Origin of the sequence: Agrobacterium sp. a22-2 (assembly GCF_012276985.1) — a bacterium.
Classification (GTDB): Bacteria; Pseudomonadota; Alphaproteobacteria; order Rhizobiales; family Rhizobiaceae; genus Allorhizobium.
Genome location: NZ_JAAXMM010000015.1, coordinates 83,032 through 100,461 on the forward strand (window position 1 = coordinate 83,032; position 17,430 = coordinate 100,461).

14 protein-coding genes are annotated in these 17,430 nt (G+C 59.1%); 8 read left to right on the forward strand and 6 right to left on the reverse strand.

The features are described from left to right. Nucleotides 1–152: 152 nt before the first annotated feature. Nucleotides 153–1,628 carry an aldehyde dehydrogenase family protein gene (locus tag HFC70_RS21355; protein ID WP_246735893.1) on the reverse strand — a complete coding sequence of 492 codons (1,476 nt, stop codon included), beginning with the start codon at nucleotides 1,626–1,628 and terminating at the stop codon, nucleotides 153–155. Between the two features lie 307 nt (nucleotides 1,629–1,935). Then, nucleotides 1,936–3,402 carry a carotenoid oxygenase family protein gene (locus HFC70_RS21360; protein ID WP_168475317.1) on the reverse strand — a complete coding sequence of 489 codons (1,467 nt, stop codon included), beginning with the start codon at nucleotides 3,400–3,402 and terminating at the stop codon, nucleotides 1,936–1,938. Nucleotides 3,403–3,495: 93 nt separating this feature from the next. Here HFC70_RS21360 and HFC70_RS21365 point away from each other — a divergent pair, with 93 nt between their 5' ends. Beyond that, on the forward strand, nucleotides 3,496–4,098 hold the full coding sequence (locus tag HFC70_RS21365) for a TetR/AcrR family transcriptional regulator (RefSeq protein ID WP_168475318.1): 603 nt from the start codon (nucleotides 3,496–3,498) through the stop codon (nucleotides 4,096–4,098). A 16-nt stretch (nucleotides 4,099–4,114) separates the two neighbouring features. Here the strand turns inward: HFC70_RS21365 and HFC70_RS21370 are convergent, their stop codons facing one another. Beyond that, nucleotides 4,115–4,867 (reverse strand): IclR family transcriptional regulator, encoded by a 753-nt coding sequence (locus tag HFC70_RS21370; RefSeq protein ID WP_168475319.1) that lies wholly within the window; start codon nucleotides 4,865–4,867, stop codon nucleotides 4,115–4,117. A gap of 249 nt (nucleotides 4,868–5,116) precedes the next feature. Between HFC70_RS21370 and HFC70_RS21375 the strand changes: the two genes are divergently transcribed. From HFC70_RS21375 to HFC70_RS21385, 3 genes are read left to right on the forward strand one after another with little or no spacing between them, the layout of a single operon-like run. Then, nucleotides 5,117–5,968, forward strand: a complete 852-nt coding sequence (locus tag HFC70_RS21375) for a VOC family protein (protein WP_168475320.1) — start codon at nucleotides 5,117–5,119, stop codon at nucleotides 5,966–5,968. Between the two features lie 15 nt (nucleotides 5,969–5,983). Continuing rightward, nucleotides 5,984–6,847 carry a fumarylacetoacetate hydrolase family protein gene (locus HFC70_RS21380; protein ID WP_168475321.1) on the forward strand — a complete coding sequence of 288 codons (864 nt, stop codon included), beginning with the start codon at nucleotides 5,984–5,986 and terminating at the stop codon, nucleotides 6,845–6,847. Continuing rightward, complete coding sequence (locus HFC70_RS21385) at nucleotides 6,844–8,493, forward strand: bifunctional 3-(3-hydroxy-phenyl)propionate/3-hydroxycinnamic acid hydroxylase (RefSeq protein ID WP_168475322.1); 1,650 nt, start codon at nucleotides 6,844–6,846, stop codon at nucleotides 8,491–8,493. The genes HFC70_RS21380 and HFC70_RS21385 overlap by 4 nt, the downstream gene beginning before the upstream one ends. A 4-nt stretch (nucleotides 8,494–8,497) precedes the next feature. Here the strand turns inward: HFC70_RS21385 and HFC70_RS21390 are convergent, their stop codons facing one another. Beyond that, on the reverse strand, nucleotides 8,498–8,710 hold the full coding sequence (locus tag HFC70_RS21390) for a hypothetical protein (protein ID WP_210259371.1): 213 nt from the start codon (nucleotides 8,708–8,710) through the stop codon (nucleotides 8,498–8,500). A 153-nt stretch (nucleotides 8,711–8,863) separates the two neighbouring features. On the opposite strand from HFC70_RS21390, the gene HFC70_RS21395 reads away from it, so the two are divergent. From HFC70_RS21395 to HFC70_RS21405, 3 genes are read left to right on the forward strand one after another with little or no spacing between them, the layout of a single operon-like run. Further along, nucleotides 8,864–9,877, forward strand: coding sequence for an HlyD family secretion protein (locus HFC70_RS21395; protein ID WP_168475324.1), 1,014 nt, complete (start codon nucleotides 8,864–8,866; stop codon nucleotides 9,875–9,877). A 2-nt stretch (nucleotides 9,878–9,879) separates the two neighbouring features. After that, nucleotides 9,880–12,609, forward strand: coding sequence for a ribosome-associated ATPase/putative transporter RbbA (gene rbbA / locus HFC70_RS21400; protein ID WP_168475325.1), 2,730 nt, complete (start codon nucleotides 9,880–9,882; stop codon nucleotides 12,607–12,609). Between the two features lies 1 nt (nucleotide 12,610). Then, on the forward strand, nucleotides 12,611–13,735 hold the full coding sequence (locus tag HFC70_RS21405) for an ABC transporter permease (protein ID WP_168475326.1): 1,125 nt from the start codon (nucleotides 12,611–12,613) through the stop codon (nucleotides 13,733–13,735). Between the two features lie 133 nt (nucleotides 13,736–13,868). Here the strand turns inward: HFC70_RS21405 and HFC70_RS21410 are convergent, their stop codons facing one another. Further along, on the reverse strand, nucleotides 13,869–15,131 hold the full coding sequence (locus HFC70_RS21410) for an ATP-binding protein (RefSeq protein WP_168475327.1): 1,263 nt from the start codon (nucleotides 15,129–15,131) through the stop codon (nucleotides 13,869–13,871). Beyond that, a complete protein-coding gene (locus HFC70_RS21415) occupies nucleotides 15,131–15,823 on the reverse strand; it encodes a response regulator (RefSeq protein ID WP_168475328.1) in 693 nt (230 codons plus the stop codon). Before HFC70_RS21415 ends, HFC70_RS21410 begins: the two co-directional genes overlap by 1 nt. Before the next feature lie 143 nt (nucleotides 15,824–15,966). On the opposite strand from HFC70_RS21415, the gene HFC70_RS21420 reads away from it, so the two are divergent. Continuing rightward, a complete protein-coding gene (locus HFC70_RS21420) occupies nucleotides 15,967–17,421 on the forward strand; it encodes an efflux transporter outer membrane subunit (protein WP_168475329.1) in 1,455 nt (484 codons plus the stop codon). Nucleotides 17,422–17,430 lie beyond the last annotated feature (9 nt).

Sequence of the window (17,430 nt, forward strand, 5' to 3'; positions counted from 1 at the left end):
TCCTCCTTTAAGGGCACACGTCATCCCTCCCTCGCAAGGCGAGGGCTGACTTCTTGGTCTTTCAACTGAACTTTCGGCCGGGTCCGCGAGGCGCGCCCCGCTTTACGGGATTCGGGCACGGCGCCGCCCTCCTCCGGCGGCGTCGAGACCCTTTATCGCTGGATCGAGATGAAGTGATCCGTGGTAAATTCCTCGACGATCCATTTGCCATTGAATCGGCCGAGACCAGAGTTCTTTTCACCACCGAACATCACATGCGGGTAATCGTGAATGGTGATGTCGTTGATGTGGGTCATGCCCGCCTCGATCCGCTGCGCGAACGCCAGGCCGCGAGCCTCGTCGCGCGTAAAGACGGCGCTGGAAAGACCGAATTCCGTATCATTGGCAAAGGCCAGTGCCTCTGCTTCGTTGGCGGCCCGAATGATCGGCGCCACGGGGCCGAAGATCTCGTTGCGGGCGAATTCCGAATCGTTCGTCACGTCGGCAAAGACGTGCGGTGCCACAACGCGACCCTCGATCGGTCCAGATACACATTCCCGGAAACCGCTTTGTCTGGCGCGGGCGATGCTCTCCGTTACGTTCCGCACTTGGCTGTCGTTGCAAAGCGGCCCAACCAACGTTGCCGGATCGTTGGGATCGCCGTATTTGATCGTCTTCACAGCGGCAGTATAGGCCTCGACGAAGTCGTCGTAGATCGAAGCGTCGACAATGATGCGATTGGTACTCATGCAGATCTGGCCTTGATGCATGAAGCGACCGATCAAGGCGGCGCCCACGGCCTTTTCCAGATCGGCGTCATCAAGCACCACCAGCGGAGCATTGCCGCCAAGTTCAAGGCCGATACGCTTCAAGAGGGATGATTCCCCTGCCACCTGCGCGATATGGCGGCCCACCGGCGTCGAGCCGGTGAAGGTCAGCACCCGCGGCACGGGATGGCGTGCGAAAGCGTCACCGATGACGCTCGAACTGCCAACCACCACATTTAGCACGCCGGCCGGCAGGCCGGCTTCCTCGTAGATTTTTGCCAGCAGAAGACCGCCGGTGATCGGCGTATCGTTCGACGGCTTCAGCACCACAGCGTTGCCGAGAGCAAGAGCTGGAGCCACGGAGCGGTTGGACAGATGCAGAGGGAAATTCCATGGGCTGATGACGCCCACGACGCCGACCGGCTTCTTGTAGACGCGCGCCTCTTTGCCGGGCCTGTCGACGGGGATGATATGACCTTGAGCGGAAGCCGGCATGGTGGCTGCCTCCAGCATGCCGGCCCGCACCGCACCCCATTCGATACCCGCCTTTAAGCGCGTGCTGCCCGACTCGCGGACGAGCCAACCGATGATTTCTTCCTTGCGGGCTTCGAGAATTGTCACGGCCTTGAGAAACACTGCGGCGCGATCGCCCGGCAATGCGCGACCCCAATCGTCCTGGGCCGCCTTCGCCGCGGCGAAAGCCTGAGCCAGATCGCTGAGGCCCGCTTGGGTTATCTCTGCCAGAACCGCATCGTCATAGGGGTTGCGGTCGAGGACGGTCGCGCCCGTCGTGCCCGCCACCCAACGACCGGCGATGTATTGCCCGGTAAAACCGTCGTAAGCACGCGGAAAAAAAGCAGACCGGTCGACATTCTGTTGCAAGACGTTTCCTCCGTTTGCAGCCATTTCGTCTCCACGTCGAGCCGGCAGATGCACGGCAACGACAGAATACTCAGGGCTCTCCTCATGAAAACCATATTGCCGCAAATTTGCCTATAGTCAATACATAATTATCATATTTTGATAACCTGACAGATCATGAATGCAGCCATTGCGGCTTAACACGAATGGAGCCAAACGGCGACGACTTCACAGACAGGACGTCTGTGAAGTCGATCAACGCGTAAAAATCAGATGAAAGATTGATTTGGGCACCGTCTGACCTGACGGCCCCTTAAGTCAGGCGCCCTCAGGCTGCCTGGAGCACCGCACCGGGGACCCAATTGCCGTGAAGGGACATGCGCAACCGGATCGGGAGCCTGACCGTGGCGATCGGCCCCTCCTCGATATGCTGGGCATCGAGCACAAGAAGGTCGGTCCGGCGTTCTGCAAGGCGGTTACACAATCCAATCACATAGCCTTCGCCTTCCGGTGCATTCGCGTGTTTCGGCACGAAGATCGGTTCCTGGAAACAGGACTGGTCATCGGCGAACCAGGTCTTTGTCCGACCGTTGGCGACGTTGATATGGGCCAACTGGTTGAAAAACTGGAACGGCCGCGGCCCGATGCGCGCTTCGTCGAAGGGCTTGGTCGGATCCATGGCGATGACGAAGCCGTGGCTGTATTGCCGGCCCATGTAGCGGTCGTCGCTGCGCGGGAACTCGCAGGCGAAACTGGTGAGCGCCTTCATCTCCAGCCCGTCGCCAGTCGAATTCATGTCGATCGTCAGCCGCATCATGTTGGACGACAGTGTTTCCGGCGGCGGCACGGTCCCGTCGGATTGCGGGAAGAAATAGAAGATATTGCCGCTGGTGATCGGCATGTCGATATAGATCCGGCCGCGGTCGTCGAAGGCGTTCAGGGTATGGCCCTGGAAACCATTCGGCGCCTTGAACCAGCGAATATCCCTGCCGTCACCATGGCGCCTGAGCACGCCGAAAAGCTGGTCCAGACCCGGCTGCCACTGGAAATGCTTTCCGCCGTCTTTTAGGCGCTGCAGATCGACCGTCAGCGGCATCAGCGGGAAGATGACGTAATTCTCGGTGACCGCGAAATCGTGAATCATCGCCGCGTAAGGTGCGACAATCCAGGTTTCGCGCTTTATCCGACCCTTTGAATCGATTTCGTAATAGACGATGTCCGGCGTTGCATCGCCTTTGGCCTCGTATCCGAAACAGAGCAGGTCACCGGTCGTCGGGTCGATCTTGGGATGGGCGGTAAAGGTGGCGCTGGTCAACTGGCCGTCGAAGTCCCACAGTCCGATGGTTTCCATGGTGATGGGATCGAGTGCATAGGGGGCACTGTCCTCCTTCAGCGCCAGAAGCTTGCCGGCATGCACAACCACGTTGGTGTTGGCCGTGCTGTTGTTCAGGTCGAACACGCTTGGATCGTTGGTATACTGATTGCGGTACACACCATGAAGCGAAGCCCTGGCGGCGCGTTGCGCCTTGAGCCGCTCGGTCATGACATAGCGCCGCCTGAAATCCACATGGCCGCCCTTGAACTGAAAGGCGCTGATAGCACCATCGCCATTGAAGAACATGTCTTCGCCAAGCATCGGCGGATATTGCGGATCCGGCGCCACCTGGAAAAAGGTCCCGTCGATTTCTTCCGGCACCTTGCCGTCGATTTCAAGGTCGTAAACCTCTCCTTCGAAGCGGGCGGGCGTGTAGAGCGCCCCGGTGAATTCAGGCGTGTTGGGGAAAAGCTTGGTCATTGCATACCTCCTCATAACAGTACCGATATGTACTATTATGAGGATTGCAATTTGTCAACTTAACAGTACGGACATTTACGGTTATAAGGCCCCATGCGCGTAAAAACCGAGAAAAAAAGAAACGAAATCATCGGCATTGCCGGAGAGCTTTTCCGCTCTCAGGGCTATGGCGCCGTGTCGATGGCGACGATCGCATCGGCCGTCGGCGGCTCGAAAGGCACGCTTTACGGCTATTTCCCGTCGAAGGAAGAGCTTTTCGCCGCCTTTGTCGTTACCGCCGGTCACCAGCGATGGCAGGAATTCATCGCTTTCCCCGACAAGGCAGGCAGCATAGACGCCAAACTCAAGGCACTCGGCCGCAACTACCTGCGCTTCCTGCTCTCGGACGAGATCATGTCGGTGAACAGGCTGGTTATTGCCGAAGCCGTGCGTTTTCCCGAACTCGGTCGCATCTTCTACGAAAACGGCCCGAGAAGCGTGATTGGCGTCATCGCAGCCACACTGGAGCAGGCGGCCCAGGCTGGAGAACTCAACATTGCCGATCCGACCGCAGCCGCATGGCGGTTCAAGGCCCTGTGCGAGGCCCGCCTGTTCGAGCAATACCTTTGGGCGATCCGCAGCAGCGTCACCGATGCGGAAATCATGGAGAACGTGGAACCCGCCTGCATGATCTTCCTCGAAAGTTTTCGCGCCTAAAGCCTGAAACGCTGCGTCAGTTCGAGACGCCCAGGAAAACGTCACGAAGCTTGCGTGACAGCATATCGGCAACCGGCGTTACCGTCATCAACAGCCGACGCTCGATGCTCTCGTTGCTATCCGCCGCACGGATGATCAGACTGATGCTGGCGTGGATTGCTGCCTCCGGGCAGGACACCGGCACGGCAATGCCCACCAGTCCGGCATCGACCTCACCGCGGGTGATCGTGTAACCCTGTCGTCGGATGGCTGCCAGTTCGGCAATCGTATCGTCCTTCAGGGCACGGTCATGGCCGCTGGCCTTCATCACCTTGCCAAGCCTGGCCTTCGGCAATTGTGCAAGAATCACCTTGGAGGTTGCCCCCCTTAAGAGCGGCATGGGGCGGCCGCGCTCATAGCTGGTCTCCACGGCAACATCGTGGGTGCGATGGTCTGCGACGCAGATGACCTGATCGCGGTATAGCCGGGCCAGCACCGCGACGCAGGGAACGTTTGCCGCCGCCAGCACATCGGCCAGCATCGGATCGCCTTCACGGATCAGCGGATCTGAAATGCGCAAGCGCCGATCGAATTCGATGAAGGCAGCACCAAGTCGATAATGCGCCTCGATAGATGGGTCGAGAAACCCCTGCCCGACCAGTTCGCGCACGGTGCGATAGATGGTGCTCGCCGGAACATCCGTGGCGCCAGCCATTTCCTGGATGGTCCAGTGCGGCTTGTGCTCATCGAAAAGTCTCAAGATTTCGACAAACCGATCAAGTCCTGCCATTCTATTTTCCTTGGATATGCCAAGTTGATCCATTGACGGACGCTCTAGTTGCCATTTGCGCCATTGGGAAGTCAATCCAAACAATCGAATTTATCACCGGCCTCAAATCGGCGCCGCGCGCAGCGTCCACTTCACATTCATTATGCACCGCACACCTCATAATTATCAAAAAATAATAATTATGGCATTTTATGATTGCATATAATCACTTTTTCGATAACCTTGGCGCAACAGCAATCGGAGGATCTGATGTCGTACAATGCAGTTCAGGCTGGGGCATATCTGCACCATGTCGCTTTTGAGAGTTCTGACCCGAAACGCCTCGCCAGCTTCTATGCGACCAATATGGACATGGAACTGATTGAGGTCTCGCAGATCGAATACCGGTGCGAGGGGCCGTTGCGCCGCTTTGTCGTGGTGAAAGGGAATGACAAGGTCCTTTCCTATGCCGGCATGGCCTGCCGCAATGCAGAGGTGCTGGCAGGACTACGCCTTCACGCCGAGAAAAACGGCGTGGAAATCCTCGAAAGCGTCTCTCCCTACTTCGAAGAGGGTGCCTTTGCCGTGCGTGATGGCGACGGCCACCTGATCTGCTTTGGCGTCGCCTCCGACAGGACGGTTGCCTATGCGCCGGGTCGCGAGGGCATCCATGCCCCGACGCAGCACCTGACCTTTGCCAGCCAGAATGTCCAGAGTTTCAAGGAATTCTACGTCGACAAGCTTGGCTTTTTCCTCTCGGACCGCGTCCTTCACGAAAACGGCGATCTGGCGACGGTGTTCACAACGTCGAACCACGAGCATCACACCATTGCCTGCTTCAAATCCGATCGCACCGGCGTCGACCATCATTCCTACGAGGCCGGCACCTTCGAGAACATCAAGAAATTCTGCGACCGCTTCGCATCCAACGATGTGCTGCTGACCTGGGGACCGGGCCGCCATGGTCCGGGCAACAATCTCTTCGTCTTCTACACCGACCCGGACGGAAACTGGATCGAGATCTCGGGCGAGCTCGAGACCATCTACGACCGCGAGGTGATCGACTGGCCGCAGCATCCGCGCACGCTCAACAAATGGGGCCGTGCGATCCTGCGATCGTAAGGGAGGAGACGGACCATGAAGCTTATGAGTTTTGTACGGCTGGGCAAATGCGGCTTCGGCGCGGTGGTTGACGATGGCATCGTCGACCTGACCGACCGCCTGGAACCAGGCATCAACAGCATGAAGGCCCTGATTGCCGCGGACCTGCTCGATGCCGCCGCTGCTTTCGCGGCCGAGCGCCGTCCGGATTTTGCCGTTTCGGATGTCACGCTTCTGCCGGTGATACCGGATGCGGGCAAGATCCTCTGCGTCGGTCTCAACTACGAAACCCACCGCGCCGAGACGAAACGGCCGGACAACCAGCACCCGACCATGTTCACGCGCTATGCCGACAGCCAGATCGCCCATGGCCAACCGATGATCGTGCCCACGGTCTCCGACAAGTTGGACTTCGAGGGTGAGATGGCCGTTATCATCGGCCGCGGCGGACGCTGCATTCCGGAAGACAAGGCGCTCTCCCATGTCGCGGGTTATGCCTGCTACAACGATGGCACCATTCGCGACTGGCAGCGCCACACCCATCAGTTCGGCCCGGGAAAGACCTTTCCCGGCACCGGCGGGTTCGGGCCCTTCATGGTCACGGCTGACGAGGTCGGAGATTATTCAAAGCTCTCAATTAAGACCCGCCTGAACGGCGAGATCATGCAATCCGCGACGCTTGCAGACCTTATCTTCCCGGTCGAACGGCTGATTGCCTATATCTCGACCTACACGCCGCTGTCGGCTGGCGATGTCATTCTGACCGGCACGCCGGGCGGCGTCGGGGATCGACGCGATCCGCCGCTTTACATGAAGGCCGGCGACGTCATCGAGGTCGAAATCAGCAAATTGGGACGCCTCGTCAATCCGATTGCCGGAGAGGCTGCGATCGCGCCATGAACGACGCTCAAGAAGAAACGGACGTCCTGGTGGTCGGCGCCGGCCCCACCGGGCTCCTGCTGGCCAATCTGCTGGGATCGATGGGGGTCAGCACCATCCTGATCGAGCGCAACGAAACGACGGTGCCGGAACCCCGCGCCGTGTCGATCGACGACGAATCCCTGCGGGCGCTTCAAGCCGCAGGCCTCGCCGAGAAGATCGCGGCGATTACGGTCAAGGGATACGGGTCCATTTACCGTGGACCGGACGGGCGTCGCTTCGCTGAGGTCAAGCCCTTCGTCAAGGAATATGGGTTCGACAAGCGAAACGCCTTCGAGCAGCCCCTCTTCGAGGCAACCCTGCGCGAGGCGCTGTCCAGGCACAAAAGCGTCACGGCGCGCTTCGGCGCGGAACTGGTCGACTTCTCGCAAGACAGCGAGCACGTTCTTGCCGAGGTGAAGCAGGGCACACGGACGCGGACGTTGCGCGCCCGCTACATGGTCGCCGCCGACGGTGGACGCTCGGCCGTTCGCAAGGCGCTTGATATTCCGCTGGAAGGATCGACCTTTCAGGAACCCTGGCTGATCGTCGATCTGCAGTCGACCCGCAACCGGTGTTTCCACACCGAAGTCTTCTGCGATCCACGTCGTTCGGCAATTACCCTGCCGGGCCCCGGCGGCATCCGGCGCTACGAGTTCAAGCTTAATCCCGGCGAGACTGCCGCGGATGCCGAGCAGGAAGGCTTCGCCCGCAGGCTGTTGGCCGACGTTGGTCCGGACGGCGAAGAGCCGATCCGCCGCCAAAAGGTCTATACCTTCCATGCGCGCATCGCGGCGCGCTGGCGTGACAGGCGCGTTTTCCTCGCCGGCGATGCCGCCCACCTGACCCCGCCCTTTGCCGGGCAAGGCATGAACAGCGGCCTGCGCGATGCGCATAACCTCGCATGGAAACTCGACGAAGCATTGCGAATGGCAGATCCCGAGGCGCTACTCGACACCTACGAGACCGAGCGCAAACCCCATGCCTGGTCGATGATCGAGCTGGCGCTGCGCATGGGCAAGGTCATGATGCCCGTTTCCGTGCCGCGTGGCACGATCATCAGGGCAGGCTTTCGTCTTCTGGGGCTCTATGGCCCGGCCCGCGACTACTTTGCCCAGATGAAATACAAGCCGAAACCCAAATTCGCTGCCGGGCTGATCCGGCCGGTGCCGAATGGTCCAGGAGCAGCGGCCATCGGTCGGATGATCCCACAGCCTGTCGTCGCGACCCTCGACCGCCAGCAGATCCTGCTCGACGGTTGCCTGCCGGATCGTCCTGTTGTGCTGGTGTTTGCCGAGATGCCGGATCGCTGGGTGGACGCCGACATGCTGGAGCGTTTACGCGCGCTCGGGAGCGAGGTCATCGGCCTGACGCCCGAATGGATGAACCCGGTCGCAGCACCGTTCCCGATCCTGCGCGATCAGAGCCGCTTCTTCTCGGAAAAACCGTTCCGCGAATGTCTCGGCCACGCCTTGCTTCTGCGCCGCGACCGCTACGTTGCCGCCATTGAGCCTGTTGAATCCCTGGTGGGGCTGATCCCGATGATCGAGCGTCTGACCGCCGCCCCGCGGAGTTGCGAGATGGAACAATTGGCCGCGGAGGAGGAACTGCAAGCACAGGCCGTCTGAAAACTCAGAAGTGAAAGAAGCGCACAAAACAGAATTTCATTCGGAAGGCACGACTATTACCGGTTTCGACCGTGGCGGTCAGCGGGCCCGCCGCCACGCTCAGTCCGGTCGTCTCGGCAAAGACGAGCCTGTCGATCTCCCGGTCCGGCTTGCCGATGCCATCGCCGAAAAACTTGGCCTTCCTCCGAACCGGCCCTTCAGAGCGGCAACCGCGCAATCGCAACCTTGAGAAACAACACCTGTCAGAGAGACCCCTGATACCTTTCGGTGCTCTGCCAGGTCCTCTGCTGCTGTTTTACCTAACTTTACATTCCCTTAACGCGACTTAACGCTGGCCGAACTAGCATACGTCCCGAAGGGGACAGCTATCATGAAAATACACCGCATAATAAAGTTCGCACTGGTTGCGCTCGTGCTGATTGCCGCCGGAGTTGGTGGTGGCTGGTATTGGTGGCAGAGTCGGCAAGACGAGTTGCCGGAAGGACTCGCATCCGGGAATGGCCGCATTGAATCCGACCAGGTCGATATTGCCGCAAAGTCCGCCGGACGCGTTCGGGAGGTGCTGGTGCAGGAGGGCGACCTCGTCTCGGTAGGACAAGTCGTCGCCCGCATCGACAGTGCGGAATTGCAGGCCGAACGCGCCAAATATGCCGCTGACGTGCTTTCCGAGGAAGTTTCGATGCTGGAGGCGCAAGCCACCGTTTCCCAACGGCAGGCAGAATTGATTCTCAAGGAAGCAAATCTTCGTCGCGCGCTCTCGCTTTCCGGCACCGGGTCCATCAGCGAGGAATCACGCGACGAGGCACTCAGCGAACGCGACTCCGCCAGCTCCGTCCTCGAGGCTGCCAAAAAGAATGTTGAGGCCCGCGAGCAATCGGTTGTGGCTGCGAAAGCGTTGGTTGCCCAGGTCGATGCTCAGATTGCCGACAACACGCTTGTCGCACCTGTGAGGGGCCGGGTCCTCTATCGCCTCGCCAACCCCGGAGAAGTTGTCTCGGCCGGCGGCAAGGTCCTGACGCTTGTCAATCTGGCAGAGATCTACATGGAGATCTATCTTCCATCCGAGCAGGCCATGGGCGTGGCGCTGGGATCACAGGCGCGTATCGTCTTTGACGGTGCGGATTTCGCAGTGCCGGCCAAAGTCAGCTTCGTGTCTCCGGAAGCACAGTTCACGCCCAAACAGATCGAAACGCGCAGTGAACGGGACAAATTGATGTTCCGGGTCAAGCTGCGTATGCCGACGTCCCTCGTCGACAGTCATATTGAGCAGATTAAAACCGGTGCCCGCGGCGTCGGCTACGTGCGCTACGGTTCTAACCAGCCTGACTGGCCTGACCTCCTCCAAAAGCGCTACCAGGGTGATCCTCTTGACGCCGAGGATTGATCATGCAGGTTTCTGTAGCCGAAGTTTCCGGCGTCACGCACGTCTATGGCAAGGTCCGGGCCCTGGACGAGGTGTCGCTCAAGCTGCCGCAGGGCCGGATGACGGGAATTATCGGTCCTGACGGAGCCGGAAAGTCGACCCTTCTGGGGCTGATCGCAGGTTCGCGAAAGTTGCAGTCGGGGTCCGTCGAGGTTTTGGATGGCAATATGGGAGATGGACGGCATCGCCGCTCCGTTTGTACCCGAATCGCCTATATGCCGCAGGGGCTTGGCAAGAATCTCTACCAGGAGATCAGCGTCAGGGAGAACCTGGTCTTCTTCGGGACTTTGTTCGGGCTGTCGGCGTCGGAGCGCGACGCCCGCATTCATCGCCTTGCCGGCTCGACCGGGCTCCTCCCCTTTCTGGACCGGCCCGCCGGAAAATTGTCAGGCGGCATGAAGCAGAAACTCGGGCTGTGCTGCGCGCTTATTCACGATCCGGATCTTCTAATCCTCGATGAACCGACGACAGGGGTCGATCCGCTGTCACGCCGACAGTTCTGGAACCTCATCGGCGAACTGAGGCGTGAGCGTCCGACAATGAGCGTGGTCGTTTCCACCGCCTATATGGACGAAGCGACCCACTGCGATTGGTTGGTCGCGATGGATCACGCCAAGGTGCTTGCGTCAGGCTCGGCAGACGAACTGCGGGCTATCACCGGCGAACAGGATCTGGAAGCTGTCTTTGTTGCTCTCCAACCTGGCCAAACGGGCAAGCGCGAGCGCTTCGTCATTCCGCCGCGGAAAAAGAGCACAGACGCACCTGTCATCGTCGCCAACAATCTGACATGCCGTTTCGGCAGCTTTACCGCTGTCGATCGCGTCAGCTTCTCCATCGAACGCGGGGAGATTTTCGGTTTCCTCGGCTCGAATGGCAGCGGCAAGACAACGACCATGAAGATGCTGACCGGGCTTTTGGCACCCAGTGAAGGAGAGGCCGAGGTTTGCGGAAGTCCGGTCGATGCCAACGACCTGTCGATACGCCGGCGCGTCGGCTTCATGTCCCAATCGTTCTCGCTCTACGGGGAGATAACCGTACGGCAAAACCTCCTCCTGCATGCCCGCCTGTTCAACATGAGCGAAGCGGACGCCAAGGACCGGACCGCGGATCTCATAACGAAACTGGGCCTTGAGACCTATGCCGATGCCGTGGCCAGTTCACTGCCGTTGGGCGTGAGGCAACGCCTGTCATTGGCCGTCGCGATCGTCCATGATCCCGAGTTGCTCATTCTCGACGAGCCGACATCCGGGGTCGATCCACAGGCACGTGACGAATTCTGGGCTTTGCTCGCCGATCTCTCCCGCTCCCGCAATGTAACGATTTTCGTCTCCACCCATTTCATGAACGAGGCAATGCGCTGCGATCGCATCTCATTGATGCATGCCGGTCGCGTCCTTGTCTGCGACACGCCTGACAATGTCGTCGCCTCCCGGCATGCGACAGATCTTGAGGAGGCGTTTGTCACCTATATCGAAGAGGCCGAAACCTCGGAGCCGCGGTCTGCCGCGCGTGAAGAGCCGGCCGCACCTGACGCCAATCAGGATGTGAAGCCGTCCCGGCCAGGCTTCATGCCGTTACGCCGCGTGCTGGCTTATTCGCAATGCGAGACACTGTCCCTGATGCGTGATCCGGTGCGATTGGCCTTCGCCTTTCTCGGCTCCTTCATCATGCTGATGATCTTCGGTTTCGGCCTGTCAAGCGATGTGACGCAACTCAACTACGCAGCCTTCGATCAGGACAACACACCGGAAAGCCGGTCCTATCTCGCCAACTTCTCGAGCTCTTCCTACTTCATCGAGAAGTCGCCCATCAGCAATCTCGATGAGATGGAACAGCGCCTAAAGTCAAACGACATCGAGCTTGCCATCGAGATCCCGCCCGACTTCGGCCGGATGGTAGAGCGTGGTTCGGGTTGGCAGGTATCGGCCTGGATCGATGGCGCCAACACGTCCCGCGCCGCCACGATCGAAGGCTATGTAGAGCAGGCGCATAACCTTTTTTCTGAGCAAAGAGACCGGGAGGCGAGTACCCCGGCCAGTTCAAGCGCAACGACAAGCATTCTGGTACGCAATCGCTACAATCCGACTTCCGAGAGCATCTATTCCATGGGACCGTCAATTCCAGCCTTGCTGCTGATGATGTTCCTGGCGATCCTGATGGCCGTCAGCGTCGCCCGGGAAAAGGAGATCGGTACGATCACCAATTTCTACGCGACGCCGACGACCCGGCTGGAATTCCTTGTCGGCAAACAGCTGCCTTATCTCGGCATCGGCATGATCAATTTTCTCATCATGACCGCGACCGTCGTCTTCATATTTCAGGTGCCGCTCAAGGGCGCCGGCTTGGCTCTGGCGTTGGGAGCGCTTTTCTACGCAGCAGCTGCTACCGGCTATGGGCTTTTCATTTCGAGCTTCACGTCCAGCCAGGTGGCAGCGGTCTTTGCCGGAGCGGTCCTATCGATGCTTCCCACCATGCAGTTCTCAGGCATGACTCAGCCCATATCGACGCTCGAGGGCGGCGCGCGCCTCATGGGATCATTCTGGCCGACCACCTACTACATGCAGATCAGCGTCGGCGCGTTCACAAAGGGGCTTGGTTTCGGGGACTTGGCATACGATCTGTTGGCGCTTGCGGCTTTTAGCCCGGTCTTCCTCGTTCTGTCGGTGCTGCTCCTCAAAAAGCAGGAAAAGTGACATGCGAAACCTTTCCCACATATTCTGGCTCGGCGCCAAGGACCTCCGCACGCTTTCGAAGGATCTGACGATGATCCTGTTCATCCTCTATTCCTTCGGCCTCAGCATTTACATGCAATCCGTCGGAGGCGGCGAAACGGTGAACAACGCCTCCATCGCAATTGTCGATGAAGACCAGTCCAGGCTCTCCCGTTCGATCGCGGGAGCGTTCTACCCACCCTATTTCCAGGCGGTAAAAACCATCAGTGCCGCCGATATCGACCGCTCGATGGACGAAGGACTTTACACCTTCGTCGTTGTCATCCCTCCTCACTTCGAAAAGGACACTCGGATGGGACGCGACACGGAGGTCCAGGTCAATGCAGATGCCACTGCGGTCCAGCAGGCGTCGCTCGGCTCCAGCTACATCCAGAACATCGTGACGGATGCGGTCGAGTCGTACCTGCAGGAGGCGGAAAAGAGCACGGGCCTGACGTCCGACCTTGTCATACGCCGCGCCTTCAATCCCAACGGGACCCAATCCTGGTTCCGGGCAATCGTGGGTCTTGCCGATCAACTGTCAATGCTTGTCATCATCCTGACGGGTGCAGCGCTGTTGCGCGAACGCGAGCATGGCACCATCGAGCATCTCATGGTGATGCCGCTCACTGCGTTTGAGATCGCCCTGGCCAAAGTGTGGTCGAACGGCGTGGTGATTGTCTTCGCCTTTATTTGCTCTCTGCTGTTTGTCGTCGAAGGGATGCTCGATGTTCCCATTGCCGGCTCGCGGGGGCTTCTGCTGCTCGGCACCGTCATCTATGTGTTCGCGGCCGCGGCGATCGGCATTTTTCTCGGCACACTGGCGCGAACCATGGCCCAGTTCGCACTGCTGATGATGATGGCCATCATGCCGATGATGATGCTGTCAGGCGGCATGTCTCCGGTGGAGAGCCAGCCGCAGTGGGTTCAGTATTTCACGTGGTTTCTCCCGTCACGCCACTATGTGAGCTTCATGCAAGCGATCGTCTATCGAGGCGCAGACTTCAGCATTGTCTGGAAAGAGTTTTTGACCGTGCTGGTGATGGGAGTGACGTTTCTCGGTGCGAGCCTGCTTTTGTTCCGACGTTCCGTTGCAACGATGAAATGAACGGGTTCGTGTCACAAGCCATGACGCATTCCGGCTGAAACAATCAACGGCCTTTATTAAGCCAAAGACCATCCATCGAAAGGCCGTAGACGCATAACTTGAGCCAAACGGCCGCCGGCAAATCCGGGCCGGTTCAGAACGCGTGCAATATGAGCGTCACATCAAGGCCGCCGTCAGAGTTGACCGCCGCTCTGACGCTGCCGCCATGCCTTTCAACAGCACGTTTTGTGATCGCAAGGCCGAGACCATGTCCTGGCGCTGGCGTCTGCTGAGCCAAGCGTAAGAATGGCTCGAAGATTGAATTCAGTGCGGAAGGCGAAACGCCGGGGCCCCGGTCCGAGACGCATAGGTGGAGCGCGCCGTCAACCGTCGCTGCCCTCAAGGTTACCGTTGAACCGTCTACGGTGTATTTGATCGCGTTGCGAACCACGTTCTCAATGGCTCGGTAGATAAGTTCGCCATCGACGCGCGCTACGAAGCTTCGCACCCCTTCCAGCCTGACGGTTATCCCCCGCCCCTGCGCCTCGAAGGAAGCGTCGTCGATGATGTCGTTTGCAAGGTCGAGGATGTCGATGGTTTGTCGCTCGAGCGGACGATCGGTCGTGCTCAGTCTCGCCAGGGTGAGGATCTCCTCGACCAGAAGATCCAGGCGCTCTGTTTCGGTGTCCATGCGTGCCAGCATCGCATCCAGGCGGGCTGGATTTTTCCGAAGGACACCAGTGGCTGCCTGCAATCGAGATAGCGGTGAGCGCAATTCATGCGAGACGTCATGAAACAGCCGCTTCTGGCTGTCTTGCAGTTCTTGCAGGCGATTGGCAGTGACGTTGAAATCCTCGGCAAGGGAACTGATCTCATCCTGCCGGCGCTTCGAATAGCACTCGATTCGGTAGGAAAACACGCCCTCGGCGAGCGAACGGAGGCCTCGCCGAAGCTCTTCGACCGGCCGTATCAATTGCCGAGCCAGCCAATAGGCCGAGCTTAAGCTGCAGATGACAGCCGCAAACCATGGCAAGAATTGAACGAAGTATTCGCTGAACAAGTTTCCCTGGAACGGAGGCGCCGAGATGCGATAGCAGTCTCCGCGGTAAGCGGCCGTGCGAGTATAGAGTTGGCCGACTTCACTCAAGCACGTTTCCTGCTCCGAGAGCGGCGTTATCCTGATGGCCATCGCATTGGTGCCCTTCGCCACCGCGTCCGCAAACACGGTTGCGGCCTCCAACCCCTTGATGGACAGGATGTTGGCCGCTGTATCCAGGCTCATCTGCGCAAGCACATCATACCGGTCTCTCTTCGGGGGCAGAAGATCAAACAGCACGTCAAGGCCAAAGATGCCTATCCATGTGGCAGTCAAGGACAACCATACGACCAGAAAAAACTTCCAAAACACTCGGCGCATCAAGGATCCTGCACAAGCTGATATCCCTGCCCCCGAACCGCCTGTATCCAGGACTGGCCATCGTGGCGCAAACCCAGTTTTTGCCGGACGCTGCTGATATGCACGTCTATGCGGCGGTCGAAAGGGGTTAGAGGACGCCCGAAGGCCTTCTTGGAAATTTCCTGCTTAGATACCAGTTGACCGGCATTTCGCGCCAAGACTTCGAGCAGATTGAACTCCGTGCCAGTCAGATCAAGTGGACGATCGTGCCACTCGGCGCTTCTGAGCGAAGGCTTCAAGACGAGATCGCCGACCCTCAGCAGATCGTCGGCAGAGCCCCCCTCCTCGGGCCGGCTCGTGCGACGCAGAATTGCTCTGATCCGCGCGGCCAGTTCACCAGGAGAGCAGGGTTTTGCAACATAGTCATCCGCACCCAGGTTAAGGCCTGAAATTCTGTCCACATCGTCGCCGCGTGCGGTCACCATTAAGATCGGCACGGCGCTCACGCGGCGTATCCGCTGCAAGACCTCGATGCCATTCATCCGCGGCATCATGATATCCAGCAAGATGATGTCAACGGTACCGTCGGATGCCTCGGCGATCGCCCGCCGACCGTCATCCGTGGTTTCGACTGCGAACCCTTCGTCGGAAAAGTATTCCTTCAGTAAGGCCATGAGTTCCAAGTCGTCGTCAATGATCAGAACTTTCGTCATCTCGTTTACCTCCACACCCGCATAGACCACGCTTACACCGCTGCAGCATTCGTGAAAGCAACATTTACCTAACTTTACATTGTCTTGACCGCACTTAACACAGGCAGTGCTAGTGAAAGATCAACTGTCATCAGAGATCACACATGCACCAGTTTAGATTGAGGCAGCAGATACGGCTTGCCGTCATCGTTGCGATCGCCCCCTTAGGTGGTTGTGTTAGCGCTGAATTCCAACAAAACGAGACAGCCGTCCTGGTTGCCCAGTATTGGCATGCGTCCCTTCCTCATGATGGGCAGACCAGCGATCTCCTTGCCTGGTGGGGGACATTCAACGACCCGTCCCTGACGACATTGCAGCTGGCGGCGGAAACCAGCAGCCCCGATCTGGCGACGGCCTCGGCCAATATAGAGAAGGCAAGGGCGACGCTCGCGAGCGCCAGGGCGAGCCTTCTTCCGTCGTTGAGCGGCACAGCCTCCGGGACACGGTCGGGTACCGAAGGCGCGCAAGCCAACGAAGTTTCTGCCTCAACGACCGGCAGCGGTGCCTTGGATGCGTCCTGGGAAATCGACCTTTTCGGCAAACTGCGCAAAGACGCCGAAGCCGCCGCGCATCGCGTGATGGAAAAAACCGCCGACTGGCACGATGCGCGTGTCTCACTGGCGGCTGAGGTTGCCGATTACTACGTACAGTATCGCGCCTGCAGGCAAATCGAGAGAAGCTACAGCGAAGAACTGGCCTCGCAGCGCCAGACGATCAAGGCGACGCAAGCCGCGGCCGCTTCAGGGCTCACCTCATCGGCCGATCTGGCATTGGCACTGGCAAGCGCGGCGAGTACCTCCTCGACGCTGACATCCCAGAAGTCGGAATGCGAGATTCTGGTCAAGACACTGGCCGAGCTTGTCGGCGGCGACGAGACGCAGCTCAGAACCGTGCTGAACGAGGGGAAATCAAAAATCCCCTCCCCGTCCACTCTTTCTGTCAAGGCAGTACCCGCCGACATGGTGCGGCAGCGGCCAGATGTGGTTGCGCTCGAGCGGGAACTTGCCGCCACGGCCGCTGAAGTGGGCGCTGCCAAGGCGGATTTCTATCCGAGCCTTTCTCTTAGCGGCTCGATCAGTCTGGATCAGTCCGACCTCAGCGGAACATCGCTACCTTGGTCTTTCGGGCCATCTCTCTCGATCCCCATCTTCGATCAAGGTCAGCGGCGCGCCACCTTCGATACCGCCGTCGCCGATTACCAGATCGCGTTTCAGTCGTATCGAAGCGGGATCCTGGGCGCCGTGAACGACGTCGAGAGCGCACTCGTGCGGATCGATGCGACCCGACGACAGATTGGGGATGCATCAATCGCGGCAAAGAATTATCGCGCCTATTTCACTGCAATTGACGAGAACTGGCGTGCCGGTGGAGCCAGTCTGCTGGATCGGGAAGAAGCCCGCCGCTCGGCGCAATCCGCCGAGATCAGCCTGATCGAGGTCCGGCGCGACAGCGTGCAGTATTGGATCGCACTCTACAAGGCATTGGGGGGTGGCTGGACGACCTCGCCGCCCAAGATGACCGAGAAGATGACAATGGCTACCAAGGGAAATGTTCAGTGAAGTTACCGT

Coding starts and splice junctions, on each gene's coding strand:
- HFC70_RS21360 (WP_168475317.1), bottom strand. CDS start 3,402: ATGACCAAGCTTTTCCCCAACACGCCTGAATTCACCGGGGCGCTCTAC.
- HFC70_RS21365 (WP_168475318.1), top strand. CDS start 3,496: ATGCGCGTAAAAACCGAGAAAAAAAGAAACGAAATCATCGGCATTGCC.
- HFC70_RS21370 (WP_168475319.1), bottom strand. CDS start 4,867: ATGGCAGGACTTGATCGGTTTGTCGAAATCTTGAGACTTTTCGATGAG.
- HFC70_RS21375 (WP_168475320.1), top strand. CDS start 5,117: ATGTCGTACAATGCAGTTCAGGCTGGGGCATATCTGCACCATGTCGCT.
- HFC70_RS21380 (WP_168475321.1), top strand. CDS start 5,984: ATGAAGCTTATGAGTTTTGTACGGCTGGGCAAATGCGGCTTCGGCGCG.
- HFC70_RS21385 (WP_168475322.1), top strand. CDS start 6,844: ATGAACGACGCTCAAGAAGAAACGGACGTCCTGGTGGTCGGCGCCGGC.
- HFC70_RS21395 (WP_168475324.1), top strand. CDS start 8,864: ATGAAAATACACCGCATAATAAAGTTCGCACTGGTTGCGCTCGTGCTG.
- rbbA (WP_168475325.1), top strand. CDS start 9,880: ATGCAGGTTTCTGTAGCCGAAGTTTCCGGCGTCACGCACGTCTATGGC.
- HFC70_RS21405 (WP_168475326.1), top strand. CDS start 12,611: ATGCGAAACCTTTCCCACATATTCTGGCTCGGCGCCAAGGACCTCCGC.
- HFC70_RS21410 (WP_168475327.1), bottom strand. CDS start 15,131: ATGCGCCGAGTGTTTTGGAAGTTTTTTCTGGTCGTATGGTTGTCCTTG.
- HFC70_RS21415 (WP_168475328.1), bottom strand. CDS start 15,823: ATGACGAAAGTTCTGATCATTGACGACGACTTGGAACTCATGGCCTTA.
- HFC70_RS21420 (WP_168475329.1), top strand. CDS start 15,967: ATGCACCAGTTTAGATTGAGGCAGCAGATACGGCTTGCCGTCATCGTT.